Below are 15,111 nucleotides of genomic sequence, written 5' to 3'. Positions count from 1 at the left end.
AATTCTGTAAGCAATAAAATTTTCTTGCAGGACAAGAAACGATTCGTGGGAATCGGGTTTGTCATAATTAATTTTTTACAAATTTCGCAATTCACCGCACGACTCATTCGTCTCGTCACGAGTCGTGCCCTTGCGATTCGCCACATTAACAACCCTCTGCTAACCGATTGACAGGGGTTACGAAAAAAGTAGCGGGTCATGCACACACAAAATACCAAGCAAGGGCTTAAGGCCCGGCTGGATCATATGTTTACGGATCGCGAGTTTTTCATGCGGTCGCACGGACAGGTCCGTTTTCTCACAATATCGGCAAAATTGCAGAAACGCGTATTCTATTCGATCGCGGCTGCACTGGCTATCTGGCTATTGATTACACTGGCGATGATGATCAATCAGCTTACCGTCACGGGCGAACGTCTGGCGCTCGCGCAAAAAGAAGCCGAGGTAAACAGCACTGAAAGCCGTCTCGCAAATTATAAAGAGTCAATCGAAGACGTCGCCGCTGATCTCAAACAGCGTCAAGATGTGCTGGATCAGATGACCGAGCAGTTTGTTGGCGAACAGTCGGCAGCGGTCAAGGCAGCGGAACAAAAGAAGACAGATGAACAACTGTCCGAAAACACAAGAAAAATAAGTGCGGCTTTTCCCGAAGCGGCCCAGCTTGCCAGACTTGAAGCCCGCCAGATTATATATGCGCGGCATCTGACACAGGCGGCCATGAAACGGACCGAACAGGCAGCGGAAGCGATTCGCAAATTCGGGCTGAACCCCGATAAGCTGAGCAAGAATTCAAAGGATGCGATGGGCGGGCCGCTGATTCCTTACTTCAAAAAACAAAATCAGCAACTGCATCCCACACTCGAACGGCTCAACCTCGCGCTCCAGCAAATGGATGCGCTGGAACGGACGCTGATAGCGATCCCATCGGGCAGGCCATCCAGCACCGGGATGCTGTCAAGCAGCTATGGCTATCGCCGGGATCCCTTTACGGGCGTAGGCGCCATGCACAGCGGGATGGATTTCAGGGGACCTCTCGGTCAGCCGATTTTAGCAGCGGCCGGAGGCAAGGTTACCCACGCAGGATGGAGGTCCGGCTATGGCAAAACCGTCGAAATTACGCATGGCAACGGATTGATGACGCGTTATGCTCATTTGTCACGCATCGAAGTGACCACTGGCCAAAAAATTGAACAGGGGATACAGTTGGGGGCTATGGGAAGCACGGGACGCTCGACCGGAACGCATCTGCATTTTGAAGTGCGGCTGAATGGAAAAGCAATTAATCCCCGGCCATTTTTGGAGGCGAACACAGATGTTCTCAAAATTAAAGCCATCGCACGACAACGTGCCAACTCGCCCAACCGCGCCGAGTCAGGCACCAGCCGTGGCTCGTAGTAACGGCAGCAGCGGATCGAGTTTCTCGATCATCGGTGACGGGATCACGATTACCGGCAATATCGAATCGAAGGTCGACCTGCATATCGATGGCGAAGTAATCGGTGACGTAAAATGCCTGTCGCTGGTCCAGGGTCCATCGAGCAAGATCAAGGGCGCGATCACTGCCCAGAATGCCAGCCTTTCAGGCGCGGTAGAGGGATCGATCGATGCCGGCGACCTCGCCATAGCATCCACGGCCCGCATCGGCGGTGACGTCACTTATGAAAATGTGACCATCGAACAGGGCGGCCATGTCGACGGCAAGTTCAAGCACCGCAGCAACAAGGCACCAAATCTTGCCAAATCGACATTGAACAAAAGCGAAATGGCTATCCCGCTGGAGCTAACCGAAGGCGACAAGGCCGCTTGATTCCGCTGATCTTTGCGTAACAGTGCTGATCGACACGCATCGTCAGGTTAATTGCGAGGCGCTTGGCGGCGATAGCTGAGCGCTTCCGCCAGATGTATGCGCCCGACTGCTTCTGTACCAGCCAAATCAGCGATCGTCCGGGCCACTCGTAAAACCCGCGTATAGCCGCGCGCCGACAGCCGCATTGCTTCTGCTGCCTGTGCCAGCAATTTCCGGCCGGGTTCATCGGGCATGCCATATTTTTCCAGCACGTCACCGTCGATTTCCGTATTGGTCCGCGTGTCGAGATCGGCATAGCGCTGCCGCTGGACCGAACGCGCTCTGGCCACCCGTTCCGCCACTATCTCCGAACCTTCCGCTGGTGGCGGCATTGTGAGATCTGCAGCAGACAAGGCTTCCACCTCTATATGGAGATCAATCCGGTCGAGCAGCGGGCCCGACACTTTCGCCTGATAATCGGCCGCGCATCGGGGTGCCCGTGAACAGGCCAGAGCTGCATCTCCCAGATGTCCGCAACGACACGGATTCATCGCGGCGACCATCTGGACTCGCGCCGGAAAGGTAACATGTGCATTGGCCCGAGCCACGCTCACCTCTCCTGTTTCGAGCGGTTGTCGCAATGAATCGAGCACAGGGCGCTGGAACTCCGGCAATTCGTCGAGGAACAGGACACCCAAATGCGCCATGCTCACCTCTCCCGGTCGCACCTTGAGCCCACCGCCGACCAGCGCCGCCATAGAGGCGCTGTGATGCGGTGCGCGAAACGGTCGTTGCCGCGACATCTGTCCGCCTTCCAACGTACCGGCGACAGATGCCACCATTGAAACTTCCAGAGCTTCGGACGGTGATAAAGGTGGCAATATACCGGGCAAACAGGATGCCAGTAACGATTTTCCCGACCCCGGCGGTCCGTTCATCAACAGATTATGGCCCCCGGCAGCGGCGATCTCCAACGCCCGTTTGGCGGTTTCCTGTCCTTTGACATCCTTGAGATCCGGTCCATAGTCCGGTTCAGGCGCGGGACCGGTCTCAGGCGGCGTCAATATCGACTGGCCTTTGAAATGGTTGAGCAGCGCCAACAGGTTGGTCGGCGCCAACACTTCGACATCACCCGCCCAGGCCGCTTCGGACCCTTGCGACGCCGGACAAATCAAACCGAGATTCTTGCCCGATGCGTAAAGCGCGGCCAGCAGAACCCCAGGCGTGGTGGCCAGTCGACCGTCGAGCGACAATTCCCCGACGACAATATAGCTCGCCAATGTCTCGGCATCGACAATGCCCATTGCTCCCAGCAAGGCCAGCGCAATCGGCAGATCATAATGGGAACCGGCCTTGGGCAAATCGGCGGGCGACAGGTTGACCGTGATCCTTTTCGGCGGAAGCGAAAGTCCCATCGCCGCAATGGCCGCACGTACCCGTTCACGGCTTTCGGCAACCGCCTTGTCCGGCAGGCCGACAACATTAAACGCAGGCAAACCCGGTGCAACCTGACATTGCACTTCGACACCACGCGCTTCCAGTCCGAGATAAGCCACCGTCTGAACCAGCGCCACCATCATGGTCGCCCCAATTTCATAGCGGAAACAGTGGCGGCCGCCGGGACTTGAGTCGAGCATCAACCTTCACTTGGCCGCAACGGTCAAAACTCTCGAAATACCAGGCGGGAAACGGGTTAATATTGTCGCAACCACGCGCCCTTACGCTTTGGAAAGCGCTTAACCCGCAATAAAGCCCTATGGAATGGAGCAAACAACCGATTGCTGATAAAGATCGCAGCGCACCGGAAGGATGGAGCGTCGGCGTTTTTGTTGGCACGTTCCTGCTGTTTGCCGCACTGCTGCTTCCTGTCGAGCCTGCCCGTAGTGCAAGCAGCTATGTGGTTACGGAAACAGTGGAAACGCTGGAATATGAAATATTTGAAACAGCGCCGTCTTATACGCCTGTTGCAAGCATGTTCGGCGAATTTGGTCCGTTTCGCGTTATCGCCTCGGACACGGTGGAAATGACAGGGACTGTCGACAGCTACACGCCGGCAGTCTTCCGCCAGATGCTCAGCCAATATCCGGAAATTCGACGAATCATAATGCGCGATTGCGACGGCTCGGTTGATGAAGAAGCCAACCTTAGACTCGCACGGATGATCCGCCGCGCCGGAATCAGCACCCATGTACCGGCCGGTGGCTCGGTCCGCTCGGGTGCCGTGGAGCTTTTCCTTGCGGGGACAAGCCGGACCGCGCATCCGGATGCGGAGTTCATCGTGCACAGTTGGATGGATGAATATGGCCGGGAAGCGAATGACTATCCGGCCAGTGATCCGGTTCACGCTGAATATCTCGACTATTATCGGGAAATGGGCGTTTCCGCGCCCACGGCAAAAGCGTTTTACGCTTTGACCAACAGCGTGCCCTTCTCCCAGCAATTGCGTCTTTCCCGCAGCGACATGGCCCGTTTTCAACTCGTTCACTAGCTGTTTTTTACGAACATTCCATTCACGCCCCGTGCATCACGGGAACGATAATCATTTTCGCGCGCTTTAGTTGTAATAGCGCGCTTGCGACTTTCGTTGCGAAGCACCAAGTGGAATGTGATGGACGACAAACTGATAAACAAGCGGTGGAGATATACGTCGGGGGTACGATTCGTGCTCACCGTCATCGGATTCACACTGATTCTCATCTCACCGATCATTGGTGCCCTTCCCGGCCCCGGATTTATAATCGTCTTTCCAATTGGCCTTGCCCTGATCCTGCAAAATTCTCGCTGGGCAAAGAAACGTTATGTCAATTTCAAGCGGAGATTTCCGCATTACGGCAAGTGGACCGACTGGGCCATGCGCAGAAGGCATCACAAGGTGCTGCCTGATCATTTTGAGCTGCCGATTTTCGGCAAGGTAAAGACCGGCAATCGCGACAAGAAAGTCTAGCGCAAATGCTTGACTTTCGGCGCCTGCCTGCCTAATCGCAGCGACAACGTACCGGCCGCAGCTTTTGGCGGCCCTTTTTTATCGAAATTTTGACGTAGGATAATCGCGATGAAGCGCACATTTCAACCGAGCCGCCTGGTCCGCAAACGGCGCCATGGTTTCCGCGCCCGCAAAGCCACCGTTGGCGGTCGCAAAGTGCTGGCTGCCCGCCGTGCCCGTGGCCGCAAGAAACTCTCTGCCTAAAACCAACGTGACCGCCGGTGCTGCGCCTGTCGACGCACGCCTGTCGCCAAACCGTTCGGACTCGCAGCATTCTTCAACCGATTCGGTACCGACCGTTTCCGGTCGAACTGTCGAAGTGATTCGGAAACGCGCCGATTTTCTCGCGGCCAATCGTGGCACGCGATTCGTTACCCCCAATTTTATCTTGCTCGCGCATCGCCGCCGCAGTGACCACAGCATCCCGGCGGGAACGATTCGGCAAGGCATCACGGTCACCAAGAAAATCGGCAACGCTGTTGCAAGAAACCGGATGAAACGTCGGTTTCGAGCCTTGCTTGCCGACACATTGGCCGATGCAGGAATTCCGGGTGTCGACCATGTGATGATCGGTCGCAAAACCAAGCATGAGGCCAATTTCGCTGCCGTGAAAGCCGATCTGGAAAAGGGCTTGAAATATCTGGCGAAAAAGCTCGACTAGAAATGCTCAAGTCTGTTTTCATCTTCTGCGTGCGCTGTTGGCAATGGGGCCCATCGCGAATATTGCCGCCCACATGCCGCTACCAGCCGACGTGCAGCGCCTATGCGATCGAAGCGATCGATAAACATGGTGCAATTAAGGGTAGCTGGTTGGCGGCGAAACGGCTATTGCGCTGCCATCCTTGGGGAAGCTCGGGCTACGACCCGGTGCCTTGATGCCCCCATTTACCAATCCTATTTGCAACAAATGGCCGAAAACAGGACGACATAGTGGATAACAAACGCAATATTATCATGGCGGTACTGCTCACCGGAATCATCCTGTTTGGCTGGCCAATGCTGATGGAACAGTTCTTTCCGGATATGGCCAACAAGAATGAGGTCGTGGAACAGAATAATGCTCCGGCCAACGATCAAGCGTCTGGAAATACAGCATCCCCTGCAACCGTGCCCACAATTGGCAACACGGACATTTCCACTGGTGCCGCAACCGACAAAATTCGTCCTCTGGCCGAAGTTTTGCCCGAGAGTCCGCGTATCTTGATTGAAACACCGCGCCTGAAAGGGTCAATCAACCTTAAAGGCGGACGTATCGACGACCTTACGCTCACCGACCACTCGGTCGACATGAGCAAGGACAGCGAACCGGTCCGGCTCTTTTCTCCATCGGGAACCGAGAACGCCTATTTCAGCCGTTTCGGCTGGGCCGGCGAAGGTGTTGCGGTCCCTGACGACAATACGATCTGGTCGCCTGACGGAAGCAAGCTGACCCCTGAAACACCAGTGACCCTGAAATGGACCAACGAGACCGGACAAACTTATACCATCAAACTTTCAATCGATTCAGATTATCTGATCACAGCTGAACAAAGCGTCACGAATCGCGGCGAGAATGCAATCGCGCTCAAACCTTATGGCCTGATCAACCGGAAACGGGACCTCGATAATATTCCGCGGGAGGAAGCAAGCACCTGGACTATCCACTCCGGTCCCATCGGCGTCTATGAAGGCGCGGCAAATTATGATGTGGACTATGAAAATCTTGCCGGTGAAGAGCCGGGATTTTTTGTCCGCATGTTTGGCACCTCGGCGGTTGCCGGCACAAATTCCTACGACAAGGACGTCAGTTGGCTTGGCTTTACCGACAAATATTGGCTGGGCGCCTTGATCCCGGACAATATTTCCGATGTCGATGCAAAATTCCGTTCCGGCGTTGGTGATATCTTCCAGGCCGAAATTGCGAAAAAGAGCCCGCAAATCATCGGCCCGGGCCAACAGCTGAAAACCACAACCCGTCTATTTGCCGGAGCCAAGGAAAATGCGGTACTGGTGAAATATCAGGAAGAGTTTGGCATCATAAATCTGGATCGCGCCATCGACTGGGGCTGGTTCTACTGGTTCGAAAAGCCGCTTTTCTATCTTCTCAACTGGCTGTTCCAACTGGTCGGGAATTTCGGTGTGGCGATTATCCTGATGACCTTCGTCGTGCGCGGGATCATGTTCCCGATCGCGCAGAAGCAATTTGCGTCGATGGCGCAAATGCGCGCCGTACAGCCAAAGATGAAGGCGATTCAGGAAAAGTATAAGGACGACAAGCAACAGCAGCAGCAAGAAATCATGAAGCTGTACAAGGACGAAAAGGTCAATCCGCTGGCCGGCTGTCTGCCGATCTTCCTGCAAATTCCCATCTTCTTCGCCCTGTACAAGGTGCTGATGCTGTCGATTGAAATGCGCCATCAGCCGTTCATCCTCTGGATCAAGGATCTCAGCGCACCTGACCCGCTAACACCGGTCAACCTGTTTGGCCTGCTGCCATTCGATCCACCAAGCTTCCTGGCGGTCGGCATATTGCCGATCCTGATGGGCATCACCATGCATCTGCAGTTCAAGCTGAACCCGGCACCGATGGATCCGATGCAGAAACAGATTTTCAGCATCATGCCATGGATATTGGTGTTCATCATGGCACCTTTTGCCGCAGGACTGCAGCTCTACTGGACGGTGTCCAACATCCTCACCATCGCGCAGCAGAAATGGCTCTATTCCCGTCATCCGCAGATGAAGGAAATGATGGCGAAGGAAGCCGAGGAAAAAGCGAAAAAAGCGGCCGCTGACAAGGCCGGGGCATGACATCCCTTCATCCGAAAATCTTTTCGGGGCCTATCAGCTTTCTCAAGAGCGCACCGCAACTGCAATTTTTGCCGGATCCGAAGGTCCCGGAAATCGCCTTTGCCGGCCGTTCCAATGTGGGAAAATCCTCGCTGATCAATGCGTTGACCAACCGCAATGGTCTGGCGCGTACCTCCAATACGCCCGGTCGGACGCAGGAGCTTAATTTCTTCGACATTGGTGATCCGCTGATCTTCCGTATTTGCGATATGCCGGGTTACGGCTTTGCCAAGGCGCCGCCGAAAGTGGTTCAGAAATGGCGCTTTCTTATCAACGACTATCTCCGCGGGCGGGCAGTGTTGAAACGGACCTTCGTTTTGATTGATTCGCGGCACGGCATCAAACCGGTTGATGAGGAAGTGATGGAGATGCTCGACAAGGCGGCGGTCAGCTACCGGGTGGTGCTAACCAAAGCGGACAAGGTGAAGCAGGAACAACTGGATATCATGGCGGAAAAGGTCGCAGCCATAGCCAAGAAGCATCCTGCAGCCCATCCCGAGCTGCTCCTCACCTCTTCGGAAAAGAAACAGGGTATCGACGAACTTCGGCTTGCGGTTCTTGAAGCCGTCGAGAGCTAACCGCCCGAAAGCTGACTGCTTGATGCGGCTTTTCTCGACATAGCCGATCATATTTGATTATGGGGCATGTGATGAAACTGATAATCGGAAACAAAGCCTATTCCAGCTGGTCGATGCGCGGCTGGCTTGCCTGCAAACAGTCGGGCCTGTCCTTCGAAGAACTGACCGTGCCCTTATTCGGAGACGATTGGGACCATGTCCGGTCGAGTGAAAATTTCGCGCCCTCGGGTGGTAAAGTACCGATATTGTGGGATGGGGAGACCGTGGTCTGGGATAGTCTGGCGATTATCGACTGGCTCGCCGACAAGACCCACCGGGACCGCTTCTGGCCGAAAGATGAGACGGCACGCGGCATGGCCCGTTCGATGGCCGCAGAAATGCATTCCAGCTATCTGGCGCTGCGCCGTCAATGCCCGATGAACACCCGCAAGATTTACGAGGGTCTCCCGATCAGCGACGAGGTCAAGGCCGATGCCGCCCGGATCATCGAACTCTGGGCCCAGGCAAGGGCGCGCTTCGGCGGTGGTGGGCCGTTTCTGTTCGGCACCTATGGCGCTGCCGATATCATGTATGCACCTATTGTTTCGCGATTCCAGACATATGGATTCCGCCTGCCCGGCTTTGCCACCAGCTATATGCAGACCATAATCGATCACGAATGGACAGTTCAGTGGATGGAAGCCGCCGAGGAAGAGCCCTGGGTCATCGAACGCCTCGAACAGCCGGCAACGGCAAAAAGCTGATCGGCCTGTAATGACCCGTACAAATACGCTCGACTATGCAAAGCGACTGATAGCTCGGCCCAGTATCACACCTGCCACCGGCAGCGTGTTTGACGAGATGGAAGCGATGCTCGCGCCCCTAGGTTTCGAGATATCGCGGTTTATTGCTGGCGACGCTCTGGAAGACGCAGAGCTTGGCGGGCCGGTCGAGAATCTCTTTGCCATTCGTCATGGTGCTCCCGGATCACGTCACTTCGCCTATGCCGGGCATCTGGATGTCGTCCCGCCTGGTCAGGGCTGGCAGACCGATCCTTTCGTTCCGGAAGAACGCGGTGCTCTGCTCTACGGACGCGGTGCCGTCGACATGAAGGGCAGCATAGCGGCCTTTGTTGGTGCGCTCGATCAACTGCCCGCCGATCTCGGCACGATCAGCATGATCATCACGGGCGACGAAGAAGGGCCGGCGCGTTTTGGCACGGTCGCGATCATGGAACTGATGGCCGAGCGCGGGATCACCCCGGACCTCTGCCTGGTCGGCGAACCGACATCGGTTCACCGGCTCGGCGACATGATGAAAATCGGACGCCGGGGTTCGGTCAATATGTGGATCACGGTAAACGGCATGCAGGGCCATGTCGCCTATCCGCAGAATGCCGACAACCCGATTACGAAATTGGGCCGGATATTGACCGAGATTGATTCGCTTCAACTCGACGAAGGGACCGACTGGTTCCAGCCAAGCAATATCGAATTTACCGACCTCCACGTCGGCAATCCGGCGCATAATGTCATCCCGGCCAAGGCTGAAGGCCGGCTGTCGATCCGGTTCAACGACCGGCATAGCGGCGAAAGCCTGAGCGCCATGGTGAAGGAGATTGTCGAGCGGCATGGCGGAGAACTGAAACCGATTATTTCCGGCGAACCGTTCCTGACACCGCCCGGCGAATTTTCCGACATCGTTGCGGGCGCGATTCGCGAAGTGACAGGAGTGGAACCGGAACTGTCGACTTCAGGCGGTACCTCGGACGCACGTTTTCTGGCAAAGATCATGCCGGTGGTTGAATTCGGTCTGTGCAATGCAACCATGCACAAGCTGGACGAAGCGGTCGCCATCGACGATCTCGACCAGTTGTCAAAGATTTTCGCGCTCATTGTCGAACGAGCTCTTCGCCTAATCCGCTTTTGAAACAGGCTTGCCGCATCTGGCGCTATGCCCCGTTCAGCGCGGACGGCGCAATATGATATAGAGCGCGCCGGCGCCGCCATGCCGCGGATGGGCATTGCGGACAGTAGCAATACGGGATGCATGACGCGATGCCGCGAGCCAATCCGAAATCGCCGAGCGTATCGCGCCGCGACCGCCCGCGCGGCTGCGCTCCTCATCGCTTCGTGCTTTTCCGGTAATCAGCAATATTGCGCGATGGCCTGCCGCGATGCTCAGTTCCAGTGCACTGTCGAGGCGCCCATGCGCCGAGGACAGAGTATAACCGTGAAGATCGACGGTAACATCGGGTTGCACCATCCCCTTGGCCAAGCGGCGGTCCCATCCACCATCAAGGCCGTGCCGGGTGGGCACCGGCTTCTGGTCACGCAGCGGTACAGCCTTGCTGGGCTGACCGCCAAAATGTTCGGCTGTAATTGGTCCGGCATCCTGCACCCGCTTCTTGGCGACCGGAAGCGATTCGACGCGCTTCACCCGCCCCTGATCAAGCGGTTTTACCGTCTCGATAAATTTCTGCCAGAGCGCCTTTTCACCGGCGGTAAGGGGCCGGTCGGACATGACTTATTGGCCCGAAGCACGCTGGGATGCATAAAGCCGGGAGAGAGTCCCCTTGGGCAGGAAAATCAGGGCCTGTCCCCGCGAAGACATGCCGCCGGCAATTTGTGCCGCCTCTTCGCCTGCACCCCAGAATGTATCGAAACGGTTGGGGCCCTTGATTGCTCCTCCGCTATCCTGCGCCACCCAGAGACCGTCAGCGACATCATGCTCCATATCGAGATAGACCGGGGCGCCCAGAGGCACGAACATCCGGTCCGCCGCAACCGAGGTCCGCGCGACAACAGGATGACCCATCGCTCCCAGAGGTCCCGGACCAGTCAATTCCTGGAAGAATACATAGCTTTGATTCTCGCGCATGATCCGCATCCCTTCTTCGGGATGGACACGCAGCCATTCGATTATGCCCTGCATGTTGGTCTTGCCATCGGCGAGCAGACCCCGTTCGCGCATCACTCGTCCGATACCGGTATAGTCCCGGCCATTCTGTCCCGCGTAGCCGATCCGCATGATCGAACCGTCGGGAAGAGCCAGACGACCGCTGCCTTGAATCTGCAGAAAGAACAGGTCGATATAATCCTGTGCCCAGGCGATTTCGAGCCCCTGACCGGCGAGCGCGCCGTCGTCGATCGCGGCCCGGTCTTCAAAAGGCACCAATTTGGTGCCGTCCACCTTGCCCCGGATGCGCTTGTCTTTCAGTTCTTCGGAAAACAGGCCGAGATCTACATCAATCAAATTGGCCGGACGGCGGTAAATCGGCACGGTATATTGGGCATTTTTGTACCGCGATCCCCGAATCTGTGGTTCAAAATAACCGGTTGCGAAAGCCGCTCCATCGCCGACCTGCACAGTTTCAAAATAGGAAGCGAAAAAGCGGGCGGCATCATTTTCGGACCAGCTTCTGGCGGCTTCGCATGACAATTGCCAATCGGTGCCATTTGTCAGTCCGCTGTTATCCTCACGCCGGACGAGTGACGGACAACTGGTGCGAAAAGACTGCAGGGCCGATATCGCTTTGGATCCTGAAAGGTTGAGCGTGGCAATATCCGGGCCCGCTGCAATCCCGGTGCCCAAAGCCCTGGTCGGGTCATCGCCGATTTTTATCAATTGCGCAGAATCGACGGGCCGAAGGCTCTGGTTCGCATTTCCCGTCATGCCCGGCTGGCGACCGGGGAAGCTGGAGCTATTGCCGGATGGCGCTCCGCTCTCTTGCTGGGTAGAAGCTCCTTGCACGGCCCCTTGCGGAATGATCGACATCGAACAAGCACTGATCAGCGTCATAGCGCCGAAAAGCGTCCCGATTTTCATGATGATATTCCTTCGCGACCGCGGATCAGACCTCATCGGTCTCGTCGAGCAGCCAGTTTGGATCGGCGCTGGAAAGGTCCCGCCTAAAGGTCCAGACGTCATGGGTTTCGGCAGCATCGGATAGCGATCCGGCAATCAGCTCGCCCTTCTTGTCTTTCACTACCGCGGCAATGTCTGCATCAAATTGAACCGTAATACGCGCCACGGGACGCCGGTAATCCGCTTCGGAAATGCGGGCATTGTCGATTCGCACCAACTGGTTTTCAAGCACTTCGCCGCGCTTTTCACGCTCGTCGATAACTTCCGCGAAGCTCTCGTAGACATCTTCATCGCATAGCGATTTCAATTCTTCCTTGTCACCCTTCCAGAAAGCTTCGAGCACCATGGCATAAGCCGCTTGTGCCCCTTCAAGGAAACGGCCGACATCGAAATTGCGGTCAGCACCCAGGATCTCCCGCATTCCCGCTTCAGCCCTACTGTCGTAGACCATGGTCGGCGTTCCGGCATGGGCGGGAGCAATATCGGGAACATGCGGCTTGGCATCTTCCAGCGGGCGGCGCTCATTTGCGCGCGGTTCCATGCCCCGCGGCGTATGTTCCTGCTCGTGGCCGGTCCGTTTGCCCAGCACAGAATATAGCCGCAGGCCGAGGAAAGCCGCTACCATAGCCAATAATACGATTTCGATGGTCACTTCACAATCCAATCTTTCCTGTTGCCCTATACATAGGCAGAAAAAGAGCCGGTTTCAAACGGCATTAAAGAAAAAAGCAGCAATGCTGCAATCGGTCGCCATCTTCTACCGGCCGATTTGTTAACCAGCGCTGACAAATTCACCCTCTGTGCCGGGCACCCGCGTTGTGGTTTACTCTTTCATTGCCCTCGGTTCCGTCCCCTGCTAGGCGCGCTGCGAAACCGTGGCGCAATATGCGTCCGAAGACTTATTTGACCGATTTTCCGAAAGGACAGAGCCGATGGCTGATGAGAATGACCAAAACGAATCCGGCGCGAATCCCTCCGGCAACGTGACGACCCCAGATCCGCTTGCCAATGGCGCCGATACCCAGCCGCAAATTGGCGTGATCTCGCAATATGTAAAAGATCTTTCTGTCGAGAATCCGAACGCACCAGATGTTTACCAGTGGAACGCACAGCCGCAGATTGATGTGCAGTTCAATATCGGTTCGTCCAACGTCTCGGATGAGGTTCATGAAGTTGAACTCAAAATCGACGTCACCGCGAAAGCGGATGAAGGCGTCGCCTTCGCCATTGAACTGCTCTATTGCGGTCTCTTCGGGCTTCGCAATGTAACCGAAGAGCAGGCCCATCCCTTCCTTTTCGCCGAAGCACCACGGCTCCTGTTCCCCTTCGCCCGGGCAATTATTTCCGACGCCGTACGCGATGCAGGATTCCAGCCGCTGTTGCTGGAACCGATTGATTTCACCGCTCTCTATCTGCAGCAGCGCGAGCAGATGGCAGCGCAGCAGGCGGGTGAACAACCGGTTGGCAACGCGTAAGCCTCCTTGCTAGGACAGCGGGCATGAACCTGCTGAAATCTACCGGAACAATCGCCGGACTGACGTTGGTCAGCCGCGTTTTCGGTTTCGTTCGCGACATCATGCTTGCCCGGATATTGGGGGCCGGTGCGGCGGCTGACGCCTGGCAACTGGCATTCCAGCTCCCCAATATCTTCCGGCGGCTGTTTGCGGAAGGTGCATTTTCCGCCGCTTTCGTTCCCTTGTTCAACCGCAAGATGGAAGATGATGAAGGTCGGACCGCAGCCCAGAATTTCGCGGTCGACGTGCTATCGGTTTTTGTCCCCCTGTTGCTGATCTTCACTGCAATCATGATGATTGCCATGCCGGGGCTTCTCTGGCTGATTGATGATTTCGGACGTGGCGGACGATCGAACGGTTTCTCGCTTGCTCTCGCGCGTATCACTTTCCCCTACCTTGGCCTGATCAGTGTCACGACGCTTTTTGCGGCTATTCTCAATTCGCTCAGCCGATTCGCGGCAGCAGCGGCAGCGCCGATCATGCTCAACATTTGCATGATCGCGGCATTGCTTGCTTCCTATCTGATCAGCGGCGAAAATGATCCACACCAGACAGCCTATTTTCTTGCCATCGCGGTTGCTCTGGCCGGATTGGTCCAGATGCTCTGGCTCTACTACTGGGCGCGGAAAACCGGATTTCGTTTTCCGATCAGAATGCCCCGGTTCAACGCAGACGTGAAGGAATTGGGCGTGCTGATTCTGCCGGCCGTATTTGGTGCCGGAATCTACCAGATCAGCCGGTTCATCGACCTGTTCTTTCTTGGTCGCCTACCGGAAGGTTCCTTCGTTTATCTGGCCATGGCGGATCGCCTGAATCAGTTGCCACTGGGAATTATCGGCATTGCGCTGGGAACCGCTATATTACCCGCCTTGTCCCGATTCATAGCGAAAGATGATCTGGGTGGTGCCCAGCGTTTGCAAAGCAATGCAGTCGAACTGGCCATGCTGATAACCATACCGGCAGCAATCGCTCTGTTTTTCGCAGCCGGACCGATTGTCACATCCTTCTATGTGGGCGGTAATTTTACCCCAGAGGATGGCCAAACCACCGCCGCTGTCGTCGCCGCGCTCGTCGTTGGCTTGCCTGCCTATGTACTGGTAAAAGTGCTGATCCCCGGATTTTTCGCGCGAAAAGATACAAAAACACCGGTCTATACCGCTGGCATATCCCTGCTCATCAACATTGCGTTCAACCTGCTGCTGATCCCCCTTTACGGCATCAAGGGCCTTGCCTTCGCCGGAGCAACAGCCGCATGGTGCAATTGTGCGATGCTTTACGCGATGCTGCACCTTCGTGGCCACTTCCACCTGGAATGGGCGTTATTGCTGCGTATCGGACGAATCACCGCCTCCGCTGCAGGCATGGCAGCGGTGTTGATTTATGCCGCGCCGATTGGTGCAAGCCTTTATGATGGCACGATCTGGCAGCGGATGGGATCAATCGGCGCTCTGGTCAGCGTCGGCGCGCTGGTTTATGGCGCTCTCGCCTGGCTGACAGGCGCGATTGATCGTGACAAGATCAACATGCTGACCAAGAAGAAAGCGGCGGAAGAAGCTGCAAGTGAAGGAAGTTAAG

Annotated in this window: 17 protein-coding genes; 13 read left to right on the top strand and 4 right to left on the bottom strand. The window is 56.1% G+C overall.

Annotated elements, in window-relative coordinates:
- The first annotated feature begins 198 nt into the window (after positions 1 to 198).
- The gene (locus ACN0VD_RS02240; RefSeq protein WP_417591164.1) at positions 199 to 1,395 is read left to right on the top strand and encodes a peptidoglycan DD-metalloendopeptidase family protein; all 1,197 of its coding nucleotides are present in this window, start codon (positions 199 to 201) and stop codon (positions 1,393 to 1,395) included.
- Entirely contained in the window at positions 1,385 to 1,807 is a 423-nt protein-coding gene (locus ACN0VD_RS02235; protein WP_417591162.1) for a bactofilin family protein, read from the top strand. The genes ACN0VD_RS02240 and ACN0VD_RS02235 overlap by 11 nt, the downstream gene beginning before the upstream one ends.
- Positions 1,808 to 1,854: 47 nt before the next feature.
- On the opposite strand, the gene ACN0VD_RS02230 is transcribed toward ACN0VD_RS02235, so the two are convergent.
- The gene (locus tag ACN0VD_RS02230; RefSeq protein ID WP_417591597.1) at positions 1,855 to 3,363 is read right to left on the bottom strand and encodes a YifB family Mg chelatase-like AAA ATPase; all 1,509 of its coding nucleotides are present in this window, start codon (positions 3,361 to 3,363) and stop codon (positions 1,855 to 1,857) included.
- A 179-nt stretch (positions 3,364 to 3,542) separates the two neighbouring features.
- Between ACN0VD_RS02230 and ACN0VD_RS02225 the strand changes: the two genes are divergently transcribed.
- The 9 genes from ACN0VD_RS02225 to dapE all read left to right on the top strand — a co-directional run bounded on the left by ACN0VD_RS02225 (position 3,543) and on the right by dapE (position 10,084).
- Positions 3,543 to 4,274, top strand: coding sequence for an alpha/beta hydrolase (locus ACN0VD_RS02225; RefSeq protein ID WP_417591160.1), 732 nt, complete (start codon positions 3,543 to 3,545; stop codon positions 4,272 to 4,274).
- A gap of 120 nt (positions 4,275 to 4,394) precedes the next feature.
- Positions 4,395 to 4,730, top strand: a complete 336-nt coding sequence (locus ACN0VD_RS02220; RefSeq protein WP_417591158.1) for a PGPGW domain-containing protein — start codon at positions 4,395 to 4,397, stop codon at positions 4,728 to 4,730.
- A 108-nt stretch (positions 4,731 to 4,838) separates the two neighbouring features.
- Entirely contained in the window at positions 4,839 to 4,973 is a 135-nt protein-coding gene (gene rpmH, locus ACN0VD_RS02215) for a 50S ribosomal protein L34 (protein WP_074203543.1), read from the top strand.
- Positions 4,948 to 5,430, top strand: coding sequence for a ribonuclease P protein component (gene rnpA / locus ACN0VD_RS02210; RefSeq protein ID WP_417591156.1), 483 nt, complete (start codon positions 4,948 to 4,950; stop codon positions 5,428 to 5,430). The genes rpmH and rnpA overlap by 26 nt, the downstream gene beginning before the upstream one ends.
- Positions 5,431 to 5,432: 2 nt before the next feature.
- On the top strand, positions 5,433 to 5,645 hold the full coding sequence (gene yidD, locus ACN0VD_RS02205) for a membrane protein insertion efficiency factor YidD (RefSeq protein ID WP_417591154.1): 213 nt from the start codon (positions 5,433 to 5,435) through the stop codon (positions 5,643 to 5,645).
- A gap of 54 nt (positions 5,646 to 5,699) precedes the next feature.
- Positions 5,700 to 7,559: a membrane protein insertase YidC gene (yidC, locus tag ACN0VD_RS02200; protein ID WP_417591152.1), complete on the top strand. Its 1,860-nt coding sequence runs from the start codon at positions 5,700 to 5,702 to the stop codon at positions 7,557 to 7,559.
- A complete protein-coding gene (yihA, locus tag ACN0VD_RS02195) occupies positions 7,556 to 8,176 on the top strand; it encodes a ribosome biogenesis GTP-binding protein YihA/YsxC (RefSeq protein WP_417591150.1) in 621 nt (206 codons plus the stop codon). The genes yidC and yihA overlap by 4 nt, the downstream gene beginning before the upstream one ends.
- A gap of 71 nt (positions 8,177 to 8,247) precedes the next feature.
- Entirely contained in the window at positions 8,248 to 8,919 is a 672-nt protein-coding gene (locus ACN0VD_RS02190) for a glutathione S-transferase family protein (protein WP_417591148.1), read from the top strand.
- Positions 8,920 to 8,929: 10 nt separating this feature from the next.
- Complete coding sequence (gene dapE / locus ACN0VD_RS02185; protein WP_417591146.1) at positions 8,930 to 10,084, top strand: succinyl-diaminopimelate desuccinylase; 1,155 nt, start codon at positions 8,930 to 8,932, stop codon at positions 10,082 to 10,084.
- Between the two features lie 33 nt (positions 10,085 to 10,117).
- On the opposite strand, the gene ACN0VD_RS02180 is transcribed toward dapE, so the two are convergent.
- Genes ACN0VD_RS02180 through ACN0VD_RS02170 form a run of 3 tightly spaced genes read right to left on the bottom strand, consistent with a single transcriptional unit; the run spans position 10,118 to position 12,674 of the window.
- The gene (locus tag ACN0VD_RS02180) at positions 10,118 to 10,678 is read right to left on the bottom strand and encodes a Smr/MutS family protein (RefSeq protein WP_417591144.1); all 561 of its coding nucleotides are present in this window, start codon (positions 10,676 to 10,678) and stop codon (positions 10,118 to 10,120) included.
- 3 nt (positions 10,679 to 10,681) lie between these two features.
- Positions 10,682 to 11,983, bottom strand: coding sequence for a murein transglycosylase A (locus tag ACN0VD_RS02175; RefSeq protein WP_417591142.1), 1,302 nt, complete (start codon positions 11,981 to 11,983; stop codon positions 10,682 to 10,684).
- A 25-nt stretch (positions 11,984 to 12,008) separates the two neighbouring features.
- A complete protein-coding gene (locus ACN0VD_RS02170; RefSeq protein WP_417591140.1) occupies positions 12,009 to 12,674 on the bottom strand; it encodes a Tim44/TimA family putative adaptor protein in 666 nt (221 codons plus the stop codon).
- Positions 12,675 to 12,954: 280 nt separating this feature from the next.
- Between ACN0VD_RS02170 and secB the strand changes: the two genes are divergently transcribed.
- Positions 12,955 to 13,497: a protein-export chaperone SecB gene (gene secB / locus ACN0VD_RS02165; protein ID WP_417591138.1), complete on the top strand. Its 543-nt coding sequence runs from the start codon at positions 12,955 to 12,957 to the stop codon at positions 13,495 to 13,497.
- Between the two features lie 23 nt (positions 13,498 to 13,520).
- Positions 13,521 to 15,110 (top strand): murein biosynthesis integral membrane protein MurJ, encoded by a 1,590-nt coding sequence (murJ, locus tag ACN0VD_RS02160; protein WP_417591136.1) that lies wholly within the window; start codon positions 13,521 to 13,523, stop codon positions 15,108 to 15,110.
- Position 15,111: the final 1 nt, after the last annotated feature.

Origin of the sequence: Parasphingorhabdus sp., from assembly GCF_048267785.1 — a bacterium.
Taxonomy (GTDB): Bacteria; Pseudomonadota; Alphaproteobacteria; order Sphingomonadales; family Sphingomonadaceae; genus Parasphingorhabdus.
Note: the sequence above shows the minus strand (reverse complement) of the source record. Positions and strands in the feature narration are given on the sequence as shown.

What these genes read in the sequence shown, in the direction of transcription:
- rpmH (WP_074203543.1), top strand. Translation starts at nt 4,839, where the DNA reads ATGAAGCGCACATTTCAACCGAGCCGCCTGGTCCGCAAACGGCGCCAT.
- ACN0VD_RS02180 (WP_417591144.1), bottom strand. Translation starts at nt 10,678, where the DNA reads ATGTCCGACCGGCCCCTTACCGCCGGTGAAAAGGCGCTCTGGCAGAAA.
- murJ (WP_417591136.1), top strand. Translation starts at nt 13,521, where the DNA reads ATGAACCTGCTGAAATCTACCGGAACAATCGCCGGACTGACGTTGGTC.
- yihA (WP_417591150.1), top strand. Translation starts at nt 7,556, where the DNA reads ATGACATCCCTTCATCCGAAAATCTTTTCGGGGCCTATCAGCTTTCTC.
- secB (WP_417591138.1), top strand. Translation starts at nt 12,955, where the DNA reads ATGGCTGATGAGAATGACCAAAACGAATCCGGCGCGAATCCCTCCGGC.
- ACN0VD_RS02230 (WP_417591597.1), bottom strand. Translation starts at nt 3,363, where the DNA reads ATGGTGGCGCTGGTTCAGACGGTGGCTTATCTCGGACTGGAAGCGCGT.
- ACN0VD_RS02220 (WP_417591158.1), top strand. Translation starts at nt 4,395, where the DNA reads ATGGACGACAAACTGATAAACAAGCGGTGGAGATATACGTCGGGGGTA.
- ACN0VD_RS02240 (WP_417591164.1), top strand. Translation starts at nt 199, where the DNA reads ATGCACACACAAAATACCAAGCAAGGGCTTAAGGCCCGGCTGGATCAT.
- ACN0VD_RS02175 (WP_417591142.1), bottom strand. Translation starts at nt 11,983, where the DNA reads ATGAAAATCGGGACGCTTTTCGGCGCTATGACGCTGATCAGTGCTTGT.
- dapE (WP_417591146.1), top strand. Translation starts at nt 8,930, where the DNA reads ATGACCCGTACAAATACGCTCGACTATGCAAAGCGACTGATAGCTCGG.
- ACN0VD_RS02190 (WP_417591148.1), top strand. Translation starts at nt 8,248, where the DNA reads ATGAAACTGATAATCGGAAACAAAGCCTATTCCAGCTGGTCGATGCGC.
- ACN0VD_RS02225 (WP_417591160.1), top strand. Translation starts at nt 3,543, where the DNA reads ATGGAATGGAGCAAACAACCGATTGCTGATAAAGATCGCAGCGCACCG.
- yidD (WP_417591154.1), top strand. Translation starts at nt 5,433, where the DNA reads ATGCTCAAGTCTGTTTTCATCTTCTGCGTGCGCTGTTGGCAATGGGGC.